At 63.4% G+C, this 13316-nt stretch carries 12 protein-coding genes; 6 read left to right on the top strand and 6 right to left on the bottom strand.

Annotated elements, in window-relative coordinates; genetic code table 11:
* The first annotated feature begins 139 nt into the window (after window positions 1-139).
* Both IVB48_RS09245 and IVB48_RS09240 read left to right on the top strand, forming a co-directional pair.
* Window positions 140-1081 (top strand): DMT family transporter, encoded by a 942-nt coding sequence (locus IVB48_RS09245; RefSeq protein ID WP_219682786.1) that lies wholly within the window; start codon window positions 140-142, stop codon window positions 1079-1081.
* A gap of 59 nt (window positions 1082-1140) precedes the next feature.
* On the top strand, window positions 1141-2220 hold the full coding sequence (locus tag IVB48_RS09240; protein ID WP_247399601.1) for a zinc-binding dehydrogenase: 1080 nt from the start codon (window positions 1141-1143) through the stop codon (window positions 2218-2220).
* A gap of 4 nt (window positions 2221-2224) precedes the next feature.
* Here IVB48_RS09240 and IVB48_RS09235 read toward each other — a convergent pair whose 3' ends face one another.
* Window positions 2225-2686 (bottom strand): Lrp/AsnC family transcriptional regulator, encoded by a 462-nt coding sequence (locus tag IVB48_RS09235; protein WP_247399599.1) that lies wholly within the window; start codon window positions 2684-2686, stop codon window positions 2225-2227.
* Window positions 2687-2819: 133 nt separating this feature from the next.
* On the opposite strand from IVB48_RS09235, the gene IVB48_RS09230 reads away from it, so the two are divergent.
* Together IVB48_RS09230 and IVB48_RS09225 are read left to right on the top strand one after the other, a co-directional pair.
* The gene (locus IVB48_RS09230) at window positions 2820-5183 is read left to right on the top strand and encodes a transketolase (RefSeq protein WP_247399598.1); all 2364 of its coding nucleotides are present in this window, start codon (window positions 2820-2822) and stop codon (window positions 5181-5183) included.
* Between the two features lie 208 nt (window positions 5184-5391).
* Window positions 5392-6822 (top strand): aldehyde dehydrogenase family protein, encoded by a 1431-nt coding sequence (locus IVB48_RS09225; protein ID WP_027568850.1) that lies wholly within the window; start codon window positions 5392-5394, stop codon window positions 6820-6822.
* A gap of 168 nt (window positions 6823-6990) precedes the next feature.
* On the opposite strand, the gene IVB48_RS09220 is transcribed toward IVB48_RS09225, so the two are convergent.
* Window positions 6991-7959 carry an SMP-30/gluconolactonase/LRE family protein gene (locus IVB48_RS09220; RefSeq protein WP_247399597.1) on the bottom strand — a complete coding sequence of 323 codons (969 nt, stop codon included), beginning with the start codon at window positions 7957-7959 and terminating at the stop codon, window positions 6991-6993.
* Window positions 7960-8048: 89 nt separating this feature from the next.
* Between IVB48_RS09220 and IVB48_RS09215 the strand changes: the two genes are divergently transcribed.
* On the top strand, window positions 8049-8870 hold the full coding sequence (locus tag IVB48_RS09215) for an NAD(P)-dependent oxidoreductase (protein ID WP_247399596.1): 822 nt from the start codon (window positions 8049-8051) through the stop codon (window positions 8868-8870).
* Window positions 8871-8908: 38 nt separating this feature from the next.
* On the opposite strand, the gene IVB48_RS09210 is transcribed toward IVB48_RS09215, so the two are convergent.
* The 3 genes from IVB48_RS09210 to IVB48_RS09200 all read right to left on the bottom strand — a co-directional run bounded on the left by IVB48_RS09210 (window position 8909) and on the right by IVB48_RS09200 (window position 12168).
* Entirely contained in the window at window positions 8909-10180 is a 1272-nt protein-coding gene (locus tag IVB48_RS09210) for an MFS transporter (protein WP_247399595.1), read from the bottom strand.
* Between the two features lie 142 nt (window positions 10181-10322).
* A complete protein-coding gene (locus IVB48_RS09205; RefSeq protein ID WP_081747937.1) occupies window positions 10323-11153 on the bottom strand; it encodes a potassium channel family protein in 831 nt (276 codons plus the stop codon).
* A gap of 109 nt (window positions 11154-11262) precedes the next feature.
* Complete coding sequence (locus IVB48_RS09200) at window positions 11263-12168, bottom strand: transglutaminase family protein (protein WP_247399594.1); 906 nt, start codon at window positions 12166-12168, stop codon at window positions 11263-11265.
* Between the two features lie 230 nt (window positions 12169-12398).
* Between IVB48_RS09200 and IVB48_RS09195 the strand changes: the two genes are divergently transcribed.
* Entirely contained in the window at window positions 12399-12812 is a 414-nt protein-coding gene (locus IVB48_RS09195) for a hypothetical protein (RefSeq protein WP_346658978.1), read from the top strand.
* Window positions 12813-12878: 66 nt separating this feature from the next.
* On the opposite strand, the gene IVB48_RS09190 is transcribed toward IVB48_RS09195, so the two are convergent.
* On the bottom strand, window positions 12879-13295 hold the full coding sequence (locus tag IVB48_RS09190; protein ID WP_026233295.1) for a DUF1236 domain-containing protein: 417 nt from the start codon (window positions 13293-13295) through the stop codon (window positions 12879-12881).
* Window positions 13296-13316: the final 21 nt, after the last annotated feature.

Genomic DNA, 13316 nt, shown 5'->3' with positions numbered 1-13316 from the left:
GCGCATATCGGCATCCTGTTTTCGGAAGTTGTGAAAGCGGCGCAATTATCGTTTTTTACGATCATTCCCGATTCGCATTTTCTAGGTTCCAGCCGTGACCCCGCCGCCCGCCGCAGCCGCAAGGCTCGACAGTATTCCCATGCCTATGCCGGAAAAGAAGCCGCAGGCGCGCCGCGCGCCCGCGCGCGTCGATCATCCCTTCAAAGGCATCGCGCTGGTGCTGCTGTCGACGATCTTTCTCGGTTGCTCCGATGTCACCGCGAAATATTTGTCGTCGAGCCTGCCGTCGATCGAGATCACCTGGATCCGCTTCGTGACGTTCGCGCTGATGTTCACGCCGGTGATGCTGCCGGGCTCGCCGCTGCATGCCATGCGCACCGAGCGCCTCGGCCTGCAGCTGATGCGCGGCGCGGCATTGCTCGGCTCTTCGCTGTTCTTCATCACCGGCCTGAGCTTCCTGCCGATCGCGGAAGCGTCCGCGACCGGCTTCGTCTCGCCGCTGTTCGTCACCGCGCTCTCGATCGTGTTCCTGAGCGAGAAGGTGGGCATGCGCCGCTGGATCGCCACCGCGATCGGCTTGACGGGCGTGATGATCATCCTGCGCCCGGGCTCCAGCGCGTTTCACGCCGCCGCGTTCTTCCCGATCGTCTCGGCGTTCTGCTGGGCTGCGGCGCTGATCCTGACGCGCATGATGAGCGGACGCGAAGCCGTCCTTACCACGATGGCCTATTCGGCGCTGACGGGCGTTGCGATCCTCTCTCTGATGGTCCCGTTCGTCTGGGTCACGCCGACCTGGACCGCGATCGGGCTCGGCATCGTGATCGGCGTTGCCTCCACCGTTGGCCAGTGGATCATCGTGCTGGCCTATCGCTACGGCGATGCCTCGGTGCTGGCGCCGTTCTCGTACACGCAGTTGCTGTGGGTGAGCATTCTGGGCTTCTTCCTGTTCGGCGAAGTGCCTGATGTCTGGACCGTCACCGGTGCAGCCTTCATCGTCGCCAGCGGGCTCTACATCGCCCATCGCGAGCGCATCCGTCGCGCCCAGCTCCTGATCATGGAAGAGCGTTCCCCGAACCCCTGACGCAAGTTCACGCGGCCGCTTCGTGCTATCAACGGCTCCAACAAGACGGGAGGAGCCGGATGCGCGCTGCGATTTTCAGGAACGGTGAGATTGTCGTCGACCGGATGGCCGAGCCAAAGCCGGGCCCCGGCCAGGTGCTGGTCAAGACGCTCGCCTGCGGCATCTGTGGCTCCGATCTGCACGCACGCCAGCACGCCCACCGCATGGTGGAGATGGCGCGAAAGACCGGGCGCAAGCCGATGGACCTCGCCCGCGACGTCGTGTTCGGCCATGAGTTCTGCTGCGAGATCGTCGACTTCGGCCCGGGGACTGTGCGCAAGCTCAAGCCGGGCACGCGCGTCTGCTCGCTGCCGGCCCTGGTGACGCCGCAGGGCATTGAAGGCATCGGCTATTCCAACGACAATATTGGCGGCTACGCCGCGGCGATGCTGCTGAGCGAAGCGCTGCTGCTCGAGGTGCCCAACGGTCTCGCGCCGGAGCATGCCGCGCTCACCGAGCCGCTCGCGGTCGGCGTTCACGCCGTCGCCAAGGCCAACATCCGTGGCGGCGAGGTCCCGCTCGTGATCGGCTGCGGACCGGTCGGGCTCGCGGTGATTGCGGCGCTGAAGCTCAAGGGCCTGCATCCGATCGTCGCCGCTGACTATTCGCCGGCGCGGCGCGCGCTTGCGGCAAAACTCGGCGCCGATATCGTCGTGGATCCAAGGGTGTCGCAGCCCTATGCGACCTGGGCCGAGCATGCGCAAATGTCGGATGCGGAGAAGGCGGCGCGGCCGCCTTTGCAGGCGATGCTGCCCGCGCTGAAGCCCGCGATCATCTTCGAATGCGTCGGCGTGCCCGGGCTGTTGCAGCAGGTGTTCGAAGGCGCGCCGCGCGATGCCAGGATCGTCGTGGTCGGTGTGTGCATGGAGAGCGACAGGAGCGAGCCCATGCTCGGCATCATGAAGGAGCTCAACGTTCAGTATGTGCTCGGCTACACGCCCGACGAATTCGCAGCCTCACTGCGCCTGATCGCCGAAGGGCAGGTGGATGCGGCGGCGATGGTGACGGCCAAGATCGGCATCGACGGAGTCGCAAAGGCTTTCGCCGATCTCGCCAATCCTGAGGCGCACACCAAGATCATCGTGCAGCCGTGGCGGTGATGCCTTACACCGGCAGCGCGATCGAATACTTCACCTGGCTGAGCGCAAAGCTGGACTCGATCGAGGCGATGCCGTCGAGCCGGGTCAGCTTGGTCTTGAGGAAGGTCTCGTAGGAGGCGAGGTCGGCTGCGACCACGCGCAAGAGATAGTCGCGGTTGCCGGTCATCAGATAGCATTCCAGCACCTCGTCCCATTTCGAGATCGCGCGCGCGAAGCGGTTGAGGTCCTCCTCCTTCTGCCGCGCCAGCTTGATCGAGATGAAGACGCTGACGTGCAGCCCCAGCGCCTTCTGGTCGACGGTCGCGATGTAGCGCGAGATGACGCCGCGTTCCTCGAGCAGCTTGACGCGGCGATGGCAGGGCGACACCGACAGCCCGACCTTGTCGGCCAGTTCCTGCATAGTCAGCCGGCTGTCGTTCTGGAGGTAGCTGAGGATTTTTCGGTCGGTGGCGTCGAGGGCGGTCATTGGGATGAACCTGTCGTTTTTATCGATTGATTGGTAATCTATCCCGATATTGGCCGGTATTGCGCGAAAAATTGAGAAGTTTGGCGCGTCCCGCAGGAGTATCATCGGGCACCTGTTTTCCGGGAGCATTGCCATGCCCGTTGATACCGCCCGCCTCGACACGTTGACCGCGCTCGCCCGCAAGGCGCTGTGGCTGTCGTCATGGACCATCCATCACGCCAACCACATCCGCCCGAATGCGGACGGCCTGAAGGTCGGGGGACATCAGGCCTCGTCGGCCTCGCTCGCCACCATCATGTCGGCGCTGTATTTCCACGTGCTGAAACCCGAGGATCGCGTCGCGGTGAAGCCGCATGCGAGCCCGGTGTTCCACGCCATCCAGTATCTGTTCGGCCGGCAGAGCCGCGAGAAGCTGGAGAATTTCCGCGGCTTCAAGGGCGCGCAGTCCTATCCCTCGCGCACCAAGGACGTCGACGACGTCGATTTCTCCACCGGCTCGGTCGGCCTCGGCGTTGCGCAGACGCTGTTCGCCTCGCTGGTGCAGGACTACGTCAAGGCGCATGGCTGGATGAAGGATCGCCGCGAAGGGCGGATGATTGCGCTCGTCGGCGACGCCGAGATGGACGAGGGCAACATTTTCGAGGCGCTCGCGGAGGGCTGGAAGCACGGCCTGCGCAACACCTGGTGGGTGGTCGACTACAACAGGCAGTCGCTCGACGCCGTCGTCCGCGAAGGTCTCTGGGAAAAGTTCGAGACCGTATTCCGCAATTTCGGCTGGGACGTGGTGATCGTGAAATACGGCCGGCTGATGCGCGAGGCCTTTGCGGAAGCTGGCGGCGAGGCGTTGAAGCGCTGGATCGACAATTGCCCGAACGCGCTCTACGCCGCATTGTGTTTCCAGGGCGGCGCTGCGTTCCGCAAATATCTTCACGACGAGATCGGCGATCAGGGCCCAATCACCAAGCTGATCGACAAGCGGAGCGACGACGAGCTGCTGGCGCTGATGTCGAACCTCGGCGGCCATGACATCGCGAGCATGCTGGACGCCTTCGAATCCATCGATCACGATCGCCCGGTCTGCTTCATCGCCTACACCATCAAGGGCGTCGGCCTACCGTTCCAGGGCCACAAGGACAATCACGCCGGCCTGATGACGGTCGCGCAGATGGAGAAATATCGCGACAGCCAGAACATCCGGCCCGGACACGAATGGGACAAATACGAGGGTCTCGCGCAAAGTGCCGCCGAGCTCGACGCCTTCCTCGCGCGCGTGCCGTTCAACCAGGACGGCCGCCGGCTCACCGCGCCTGTGATCGAGGTGCCGTCGCAGCTCGCCTTCAAGCCGGCGCCGCAGATGTCGACCCAGCAGGGGTTTGGGCTGGTGCTGAACGAGATCGCGCGTGGCGACAGCGAACTCGCCAAGCGCATCGTCACGACATCCCCCGACGTCACCGTCTCAACAAATCTTGGTCCGTGGGTGAACCGGCGTGGCCTGTTCGCGCGCGGCGAGAAGGCCGACTTATTCCGCAGCGAGAAAATTCCATCCACCTTCAACTGGGATTTCTCGCCCAAGGGCCAGCATCTCGAGCTCGGCATCGCCGAGATGAACCTGTTTATCATGCTCTCGGCGCTCGGCCTGTCGCACCAGATCAACGGCGAGCGGTTGCTGCCGGTCGGTACGCTCTACGATCCCTTCATCGAGCGCGGTCTCGATGCGCTGAACTATGCCTGCTACCAGGATGCCCGCTTCATGGTGGCGGCGACGCCGTCGGGCATCACGCTGGCACCCGAAGGCGGCGCGCACCAGTCGATCGCAACGCCTTTGATCGGCATGGCGCAGGATGGGCTCGCCTCGTTCGAGCCGGCCTTCGTCGACGAGCTCGCCGTGATCATGGGTTGGGGTTTCAACCACATGCAGCGCGATCCGGGCGAGGGCGGCTCGGTCTATTTGCGGCTGTCGACGCGCAGCATCGAGCAGGCGCAGCGGATCATGACACCCGAGCTTGCAGAGGGCATCACCGACGGCGCCTATTGGCTGCGCAAGCCGGGCCCCAATGCCGAAGCCGTCATCGCCTATACCGGCGCAGTTGCGCCGGAAGCGATCGAGGCGACCGGCTTCATCGGCGAGAGCCGGCGCGACATCGGCCTGCTCGCGATCACGTCCGCGGATCGTCTGCATGCGGGGTGGACCGCCGCACGGAAATTGCGCCGTGATCGGCGCGGCGTTCAGCATCTCAGCCACATCGAAAAGCTGCTCGCGCCGCTGCCGCGCGAGTGCGGCATCGTGACCGTGATCGATGGCCATCCGGCGGCGCTGGGCTGGCTCGGCAGCGTCCGCGGCCATCGCGTCGAGGCGCTCGGCGTCGAGCAGTTCGGCCAGACCGGCACCATCGCCGACCTCTACCGCCACCACGGCATCGACGCCAATGCCATCATCGATGCGGCCGAAAGCCTCACCACGGGCGCGCCGGTGCTGCATCGGAAGATGGCGGTTTAATTCGTCATCCCGGCCTAGTGCGCAATTGCGCACTAGGCCGGGATGACATCGTGAGTGAGGCGAGACCTTGCCACCCTTCCGCCATCGGCTCATATAACCTCCGTCCGCCGCAATGCTGGCCCCGCATATGGCGGGTTCAATTGCCGGCGCTTTCGTGCAAGGATGCCTGCCGAAACGCCCCCTCCAAGCCCCCAAGAAGAGGTTCACTATGGTCAATCGCATGCAGTTCTACATCGACGGCGCCTGGGTCGATCCCGCCGTCAAGAAGTCCACCGCCGTGGTCAATCCGGCGACGGAAGAGGCGATGTACGAGGTTGCGCTGGGCTCCAAGGCCGACGTTGACAAAGCCGTCGCCGCCGCCAAGCGCGCGTTCGTGACGTTCTCCCAGACCAGCCGTGACGAGCGCGTCGCGCTGCTGACGAAAGTCATCGAGATTTATAAGGGCCGCCTCAAGGAGATCGGTGCCGCCGTCTCCGACGAGATGGGCGCGCCGCTGCCGATGGCCGAAAAGCTCCAGGCCGGCGCCGGCCTCGGCCACCTCATGACCACGCTCGACGTGCTCAAGAACTATCATTTCGAGGAACCGGTCGGCACCGCCATGGTGCTGCGCGAGCCGGTCGGCGTGGTCGGCATGATCACGCCCTGGAACTGGCCGCTCAACCAGATCGCCTGCAAGGTCGCGCCCGCGCTCGCCGCCGGCTGCACCATGATCCTGAAGCCATCGGAGTTCACCCCGACCTCGGCGCTGATCTTTGCGGAAATCCTTCATGAAGCCGGCGTGCCGAAGGGCGTGTTCAACCTCGTCAACGGTCTCGGCCCCGAGGTCGGCGCCGCCATGAGCGAGCACCCCGATATCGACATGATCTCGTTCACCGGCTCGACCCGCGCCGGCATCGACGTGGCCAAGCGTGCGGCACCGACCGTGAAGCGCGTCAGCCAGGAGCTCGGTGGCAAGTCGCCGAACGTCATCCTCGAAGGCGCCGACCTCACAAAGGCGGTGACCGGCGGCGTGATGCACATGTTCAACAACTCCGGCCAGTCCTGCAACGCGCCCTCGCGCATGATCGTGCCGGCCTCGAAGATGAAGGAAGTCGCCGCGATCGCGAAGGCCGTCGCCGACAAGACCAAGGCGGGCGATCCGCGCGCCGAAGGCACCACCATCGGCCCGGTCGTCAACCGCGGCCAGTGGGACAAGATCCAGGGGCTGATCAAGAAGGGTATCGACGAGGGCGCAACGCTCGTGTCGGGCGGCCCGGGCCTGCCCGAGGGCGTCAACAAGGGCTTCTATGTCCGACCGACCATCTTCGCCGACGTCACCCCCGACATGACGATCGCCCGCGAAGAGATCTTCGGACCGGTGCTGACCATCATCGGCGCCAAGGACGAAGCCGAGGCGGTGCACATCGCCAACGACACGCCCTATGGGCTTGCCGGCTACGTCACGGGTGCGTCCGTCGAGGATGCCAAGCGCGTCGGCCGCCAGATCCGCGCCGGCAACGTCAATCTGCAGGGCGTGCCCAACGATCGCACCGCGCCGTTCGGCGGCTACAAGCAGTCCGGCAACGGCCGCGAATGGGGCAAATACGGCCTCGAGGACTTCCTCGAAGTGAAGGCCGTTGCGGGCTTCAACGCGGCGTAATCTCTAGCGCCTGGGTGAACAAAACGCCGGAGCGGGAAACCGCTCCGGCGTTTTATTTTGCTCCATGGTCATTGCGAGGAGCGCAGCGACGAAGCAATCCAGCCTCCTTCCGCGGAGAGACTCTGGATTGCTTCGCTTCGCTCGCAATGACGATGGAGAGAGGAGTAACTATCCCCCGACCGCGCCCTGCGTGTTCACATACAACGCGTAGATCGACTGGCTCGCGGCCATGAACAGGCGATTGCGCTTGACGCCACCGAAGCAGAGATTGGCGCAGCGCTCGGGCAGGGCGATGCGGCCGATCATGACGCCGTCGGGCGCGAACACCACGACGCCGTCGAGTTCGGGATCGCCCATGCCCCAGCCGCACCAGAGATTGCCGTCGATGTCGCAGCGCATGCCATCCGGCGTGCCCGGGCCTGCGTCGATTAAGACGCGCTTGTTCGAGATCGTGGTGCCATCCGCCGAGACGTCATAGGCGAGGACCTTGCGGTTCGGCACGCCGCGTGATTCCACGACGTAGAGGATTTTCTCGTCCGGCGAGAAGCACAGCCCGTTCGGCCCGAGCACGCCTTCGGCAACGATGGTCGCCTTGCCGGTCGCGGGATCGAGCCGATAGACGTTCGGATCAATTTCCGGCTCGGCCTTGTAGCCCTCGTAATTGCCGAGCAGACCGAAGGTCGGATCGGTGAACCAGATCGAGCCGTCCGATTTAACAATGACATCGTTCGGTGAGTTTAACCGCTTGCCGTTGAATTGATCCATCAACACGGTGATATCGCCGTCATATTCGGTGCGGGTGACGCGTCTGCCGCCATGCTCGCAGGTGACGAGCCGGCCCTGGCGATCCCTGGTGTTGCCGTTCGCGAAATTGGAAGGCTTGCGGAACACTGAGACCGCACCGGTCTCCTCCTCCCATTTGATAATGCGCTGGTTCGGGATGTCGCTGCACAGGAGATAACGACCATCGCCGAACCACACCGGACCCTCGGCCCAGCGCATGCCGGTCGTCAGCCGCTCCACCGCCGAGAGCTTCAACCAGTATTTTTCGAAGCGGGGGTCCAGTGCTTTTATCGCCGGATCGGGGTAATACGTCGCCGGCCGCCAGCCTTGAGTGTGGGACGGTGCCTCATTCATGTTGGTTCTCTCGTTTCGTTCCCTCTGGACAATCCAGCTATCATTAGAGACACGTGACGGCAAATCGGTCGCCAAAGACGAGGAATGACATGCGCATCTTGATGACGGGAGCTTCGGGTGGAATCGGCACGCGGCTGCGGACATTGCTGCCGCCGATCTATCCGGACCTGCTGCTCAGCGACATCCGCCCGCCGGCCGATCTCGGCCCCAACGAACAATTCAAGGCGGCGGACCTCTCTGACATGGCGCAGTGCGAGGCGATCTGCGAGGGCGTCGACGGCATCATCCATTTCGGCGGCTATTCGGTCGAAGGCCCCTGGGACGACATCCTCCAGGCCAACATCATCGGCGGCTACAATCTGTTCGAGGCGGCGTATCGCAAGGGCGTCAAGCGCGTGGTGTTCGCCTCCTCGAACCATGCCGTCGGATTCTATCCCCGTCACCACAAGATCGGCACCGACGTGACCCCGCGCCCCGACGGCCGTTATGGCGTCAGCAAGGTGTTCGGCGAAGCGGTCGGCGCGCTCTATGCCGACAAGCATGGCCTGAAGGTGACTTGCCTTCGCATTGGCAATTTCGGCGACGTACCGCTGGACCTCCGCCGGATCTCGATCTGGCTGAAGCCGGAAGATCTGGTGCAGCTCTGCCAGATCGGGCTCGAGCATCCCGACATTCATTTCGAGATCTTCTACGGCGTGTCCCTGAACGAACGCGCGTGGTGGGACAACCACCGCGCCTACGAGTTCGGCTACCGCCCCACGGGGCGCTCCGAGGACCACGTGGCGCATGCGATGGCCGAGCAAGCCAAGCTGAAGCCCGACCCGGTCGGCGATCACTATCAGGGCGGCGCGTTCTGCAGCAACGAGTTCGACGGCGACAAAAGTCGCATCATCGATTGGAATAAGCGGTAGGAGCGCATTCGCAAATCCAGGGCGTCGGAATCGACGCCCTAGACAACGCGTTTGCCGGCCTGGGCCGCGATGGGTCGCTGAACAAAGTACATCAGGATCAGGGAAATCACCGCCGTCGTCACGACGACGTATCCTAGCCGGTCGAAATGCCGCAGCGTGCCGTCGGCGTCCTGCGCGATGAGCGCGGCAGCGAGCACGGAGCCGAGCCCGCCGGAGAGCTGTTGCAGCGACGCGCCGACCGCGCTGAAGGAGCCGCGTTGCGCCGGCTCGGGGATTGCGGAAATCAGCGCCTGCGACGGGATCATGCGGGAGAAGATGCCGACGAACATCAGGACATTGACCAGGATCGCGACCGTCAGGCTCACCTCGCCGAGATGGGTGTAGATCAGCACCATGACGATGGACACGGCGCTGCCGAAGACGAAGGTCGGGTATTTGCCGAAGGCATCGCTCGCGCGTCCCACCAAGGGGCCGATGACAATGCTGAACAGGCCGGAGACGAGATAGATCGTCGGCAGATGCACGATGTCGATGCCGAGATTGTGCACGGTGTAGGCGCTGCCGAACGGCATCAGCATGTAGCCGCCGGTCGCCAGCAGGGTCGTCACCGAAAACGCCATCCAATAACGCGGCTGCGAGATTGTTGCGATCAGATGCCAGAACGGATTTCGATCCTGCTTCAGCCCGAGATGGCCGTTCACCGGCTTCATCAGGAACATCACGGCGGCCATGCCGATCACCGACAGGCCGACCAGTGCGCCGAACGCGACATGCCAGTTCCACTGGTTGGCGAGGAAAAGACCGGCCGGGATGCCCAGCACCTGGCTTGCAGCGAAGGCGGTTTGCACGAAACCCATGACGCGGCCGCGCAATTGCAGCCCAAACAGATCGGTGACGATGGCGAGCACGACCGAGCCGATCACGCCGCCGAACAGGCCGGTCACGATCCGCCCCAGCAGCAACAGGTGATAGTTGGGCGCGATCGCGCAAAGCGCCGTGCCAAGCGTGAAGCCGGCGTAGAAGAACAACAGCAGCCGCTTGCGATCGAACCGGTCGGCAAAGCCGGCCGCCAGGATGCCGGAAATTCCCGCGCTGAACGCATAGGCCGAGACCGCCACGCCGAACTGGGCGGCGGAAATATCGAGCGCCGGCATCATGATGGCGCCGAGCGGCGACATGATCATGAAATCGATGATGATCGTGAACTGGACCAGCGCCAGCAGCGCGACGAGGACCGCCTGGTAGCGCGAGAAGCCGCGAGGTGGCGCTTGCCGCTCGGCGATCGGCTCCGTCAGAGTTTGTTCCGTCATGGCATTTCGTTCGGGAGGGAGATGGATGAGGACGCGGGACGTGGCGCCGGAGCCCGGCCCCTATCTATTTCCGGCTTTGCGAAATTTCGATGGCTTGACAAACAGTTTTAATGCCTGTCCCGGCACTCGGGCCGGCATGGGCCTAGTCCGCGCCTTCATCGGGAATGTTCAACACGGTCCCGCAGGCCTTGCAATGCACCGCGTCGACATCGTGGCGCTGCAGACCGCAGACAGCGCAGGGGAAGCGTACCTTGGAGGGCGCGAGCAATGCCTTGGCGAGATTCAGGAAAAGGGTCACGCCAAAGATCATGATGACGACGGTTATCAGGCGTCCGACAGTTCCGGGCAGGGTGATGTCACCGAAGCCGGTCGTCGTTAGCGCCGTGACCGTGAAGTAGAGCGCGTCGGCATAGTGGGCGATCTGATTGTTGTGAGACCTCTGGGTCTCGTAGACGATCCCCGTCATCACAAAAATGAACACCCCGAGGTTGGCGACCGCAAAGACGACTTCCTCATTTCGCCGAAAGAAGGGGCTGTCGACCCGCAGACGTGCCACCATTTGGTAGTCGCGCAGCAGTCGCAATGTTCGAAATGCGCGCAGGAAGCCGCCGGCTTCTCCTGTGAGTGGTGCAAGGAACGAAACAATGACGATGATGTCGGTCCAGGTCGAAAGTCGCGCAAGGTCACGCAGCGGCTGACGGCTGATGATCATCCGTGCGGAGAAGTCTGCAAGGATCAAGACACCGAACACAACATCGAGCGACTCAATAGCCCTGTTGCGAGGCAGGAACGACGTCGCAATGATGAATAGAACCGTGACGATATCAAGCACGAGCAAGCCATATCGGAATCTTATGCAGCCGAAAGTGTCGCCTTCATAAAGTTGTCGGATCCTGCTCTTCAGGAGCTCAAATGGGGCGGAGGCAGAGTCGAGCGCCGCACGTTCCCTCGTGTTGTTGCGATCAAGCACCATGGTCAGCGATTGCCGATTGTCTTGCTCGGGCTGTCTGCCCGCCGAGAAAAATGAGGTGGTCAAGCAGCGTCAGGAGAGGAAGTGACCGCCGCGCCTATCTCTCGGCATCCTATCCCTCCGAAGGATCGAGCATTTCGCCGATCTTGTTAACGGCGACGTTGATCGACATGCCGAGGTAGTCGCCGGGGTCGCCAAACCACGAGCCGGCCAGCGGCACGGCCTGGCCCGGATGCCGCGCAATGGCCACGGGGATCAGGTCGAAGCCGGCGCTCAGGCTGTTGGTTGGGTCGTAATCCAGCCAGCCGGCACCGGGCAGGAACACCTGCACCCACGCGTGGGTCGCGCCGGAGCCGGTCATGCCGACGGCGCCGCCATCGAGCGCCGCGTCGTAGAGATAGCCGCTGACGAAGCGGGATGCGAAGCCGAGCCGACGCAAGGTCTCGATCATCAACCAGGCGAAGTCCCGGCATGTACCTGATCTCGTGCGCAGTGTTTCGCTCGGGGGTTGGGTGCCTTCGGACTCTCTTCCGCGATAGCTGAACTCGCTGCGGAACATGCCCAGCATACGGCGCAGCACGTCGACGGTCCGGTCCTGATCGCCGGCGACAAAGCTCTTGGTCCAGCTCGCATGGCTGCCGTCTGCATCGTCGACATGCGGACGCAGGTAACCTGCAAGGTCGGTCCATTCGTCCGGGGTATACTGCACGGGAACCTCTTCGGCCCGGGGCTCCAGCGGAAACGTCTCCAGACCCTTAATGCCGAAATAGATGCCGCGAACCTTGAACGTGAATGTCAGTTCGCTGCCGGGTTCGCTGAATTCCATCACCGTCACGGCATTGGAGCGGGAGTCGGTGACCCAATGCACCTTTGATGGCAGGCTGGTCCGAGCGGACCAACGAAGCAGTCGGGTCGAGGAGCCGCGCCGCGGCAGGAACATCGCTCGGTGCGTGCCGAACGTAACCGGCTTTGCGTAGCGGTAGGTCGTGGTGTGTGTGATCTCGCCAATGATCGCCATGCATTGATCCGCTTCGATGTCTCGCGCCTGCGAGCTGGCGACGCCGCTTGCTGTGGTGCGGTTGGTCAAGCCAAACGGCGGCTGAATCGTTTTCCCCACAGGGCGAGCGCATACAAGGTCCCGAGCCTTCGCTTTGGCCGTCCCGGCCCATTGATCTAGATCAACGTTGCTCTGGTTATCTGGCTCTCGATCTGCGCGATCGCAATTCGGCATTCGGTGCCTTGATCACAATGAAAAGCAAATTGGCAGCCGTCGTACTGCTCGCGCTGATTATGTCGGGACCGGCGCGAGCCGCGATGCTCAGCGACGCCGAGGCGACGTTCCTCGACCAGCTCGTCACCGCGTCCGCGGTGCTCGAACAACGATGTGTCGGCTACGAAGTCAATGGTGCCGGCAGTGTCCAGCTCGGCGCCCGACTTCTCGGCAGCACGGATGCCGCGATGGCGATGATCGAGGCCTATTCTGCGGCCATCAAGGCCCGCGATGGCGAGACCTCCGATCCCGGTAAATTTCGCCCCGAAGTGTCCGACGCGGCCGCCAAAACGTTCAGGCGCGTCCGGACCGATCTGATCAGAAACCCGAAGAGAGCCTGCGTCGACTATGGCGATGCCAGCGTGGATCGCGGTCTGCTGAGGCGGTACTGAACCGGGACTTGAGGGATTTAGATCTGCGCAAACGAAAGGGCCGTCTCGAAAGACGGCCCTTGGTTGTTATTCGACAATCTCGACGATCCGGTGGGTTCGCGGTTCGACCAGAACCGTGCGACCGTTCACCACCGTGTAACGATACTCACGGGCGCCGTACTCGGGTGGCACCTCGTAATAGGTCACGCCCTCCTCCGGAAGAACCGCCCCGACTCTCACATCCTCGCGGTACTGATATGAGGGCCGCCGCTGTTCCACGACGTAGGAGTGAAAGCGAGGACGTTGATCGACGCCAAGGACTCCCGCCACGCCGCCAACGACGCCGCCGACGACGCCACCCACAACTGCACCGACAGGCCCTGCCGCTCGCTCACCATCCCGCGCACCGCGTTCGACGCCTCCGGGAACGCCCTGGGCCTGGGTCGTTACGGGAAGCAGGACGGCGACGGCAACAGCGGCGGCTCCTACTAAACGGCAAATCATGGCAGCTCCTATGGTGGGGGA

It is taken from the genome of Bradyrhizobium sp. 76 (assembly GCF_023073025.1).
Lineage (GTDB): Bacteria > Pseudomonadota > Alphaproteobacteria > Rhizobiales > Xanthobacteraceae > Bradyrhizobium.
This window is presented reverse-complemented; position numbering and strand designations above follow the sequence as displayed.

Excerpts from the sequence above, each read along its gene's own strand:
- IVB48_RS09235 (WP_247399599.1), bottom strand. The coding sequence starts at position 2,686 with ATGACCGCCCTCGACGCCACCGACCGAAAAATCCTCAGCTACCTCCAG.
- IVB48_RS09225 (WP_027568850.1), top strand. The coding sequence starts at position 5,392 with ATGGTCAATCGCATGCAGTTCTACATCGACGGCGCCTGGGTCGATCCC.
- IVB48_RS09205 (WP_081747937.1), bottom strand. The coding sequence starts at position 11,153 with ATGGTGCTTGATCGCAACAACACGAGGGAACGTGCGGCGCTCGACTCT.
- IVB48_RS09215 (WP_247399596.1), top strand. The coding sequence starts at position 8,049 with ATGCGCATCTTGATGACGGGAGCTTCGGGTGGAATCGGCACGCGGCTG.
- IVB48_RS09230 (WP_247399598.1), top strand. The coding sequence starts at position 2,820 with ATGCCCGTTGATACCGCCCGCCTCGACACGTTGACCGCGCTCGCCCGC.
- IVB48_RS09190 (WP_026233295.1), bottom strand. The coding sequence starts at position 13,295 with ATGATTTGCCGTTTAGTAGGAGCCGCCGCTGTTGCCGTCGCCGTCCTG.
- IVB48_RS09245 (WP_219682786.1), top strand. The coding sequence starts at position 140 with ATGCCTATGCCGGAAAAGAAGCCGCAGGCGCGCCGCGCGCCCGCGCGC.
- IVB48_RS09210 (WP_247399595.1), bottom strand. The coding sequence starts at position 10,180 with ATGACGGAACAAACTCTGACGGAGCCGATCGCCGAGCGGCAAGCGCCA.
- IVB48_RS09200 (WP_247399594.1), bottom strand. The coding sequence starts at position 12,168 with ATGGCGATCATTGGCGAGATCACACACACCACGACCTACCGCTACGCA.
- IVB48_RS09195 (WP_346658978.1), top strand. The coding sequence starts at position 12,399 with ATGAAAAGCAAATTGGCAGCCGTCGTACTGCTCGCGCTGATTATGTCG.
- IVB48_RS09220 (WP_247399597.1), bottom strand. The coding sequence starts at position 7,959 with ATGAATGAGGCACCGTCCCACACTCAAGGCTGGCGGCCGGCGACGTAT.
- IVB48_RS09240 (WP_247399601.1), top strand. The coding sequence starts at position 1,141 with ATGCGCGCTGCGATTTTCAGGAACGGTGAGATTGTCGTCGACCGGATG.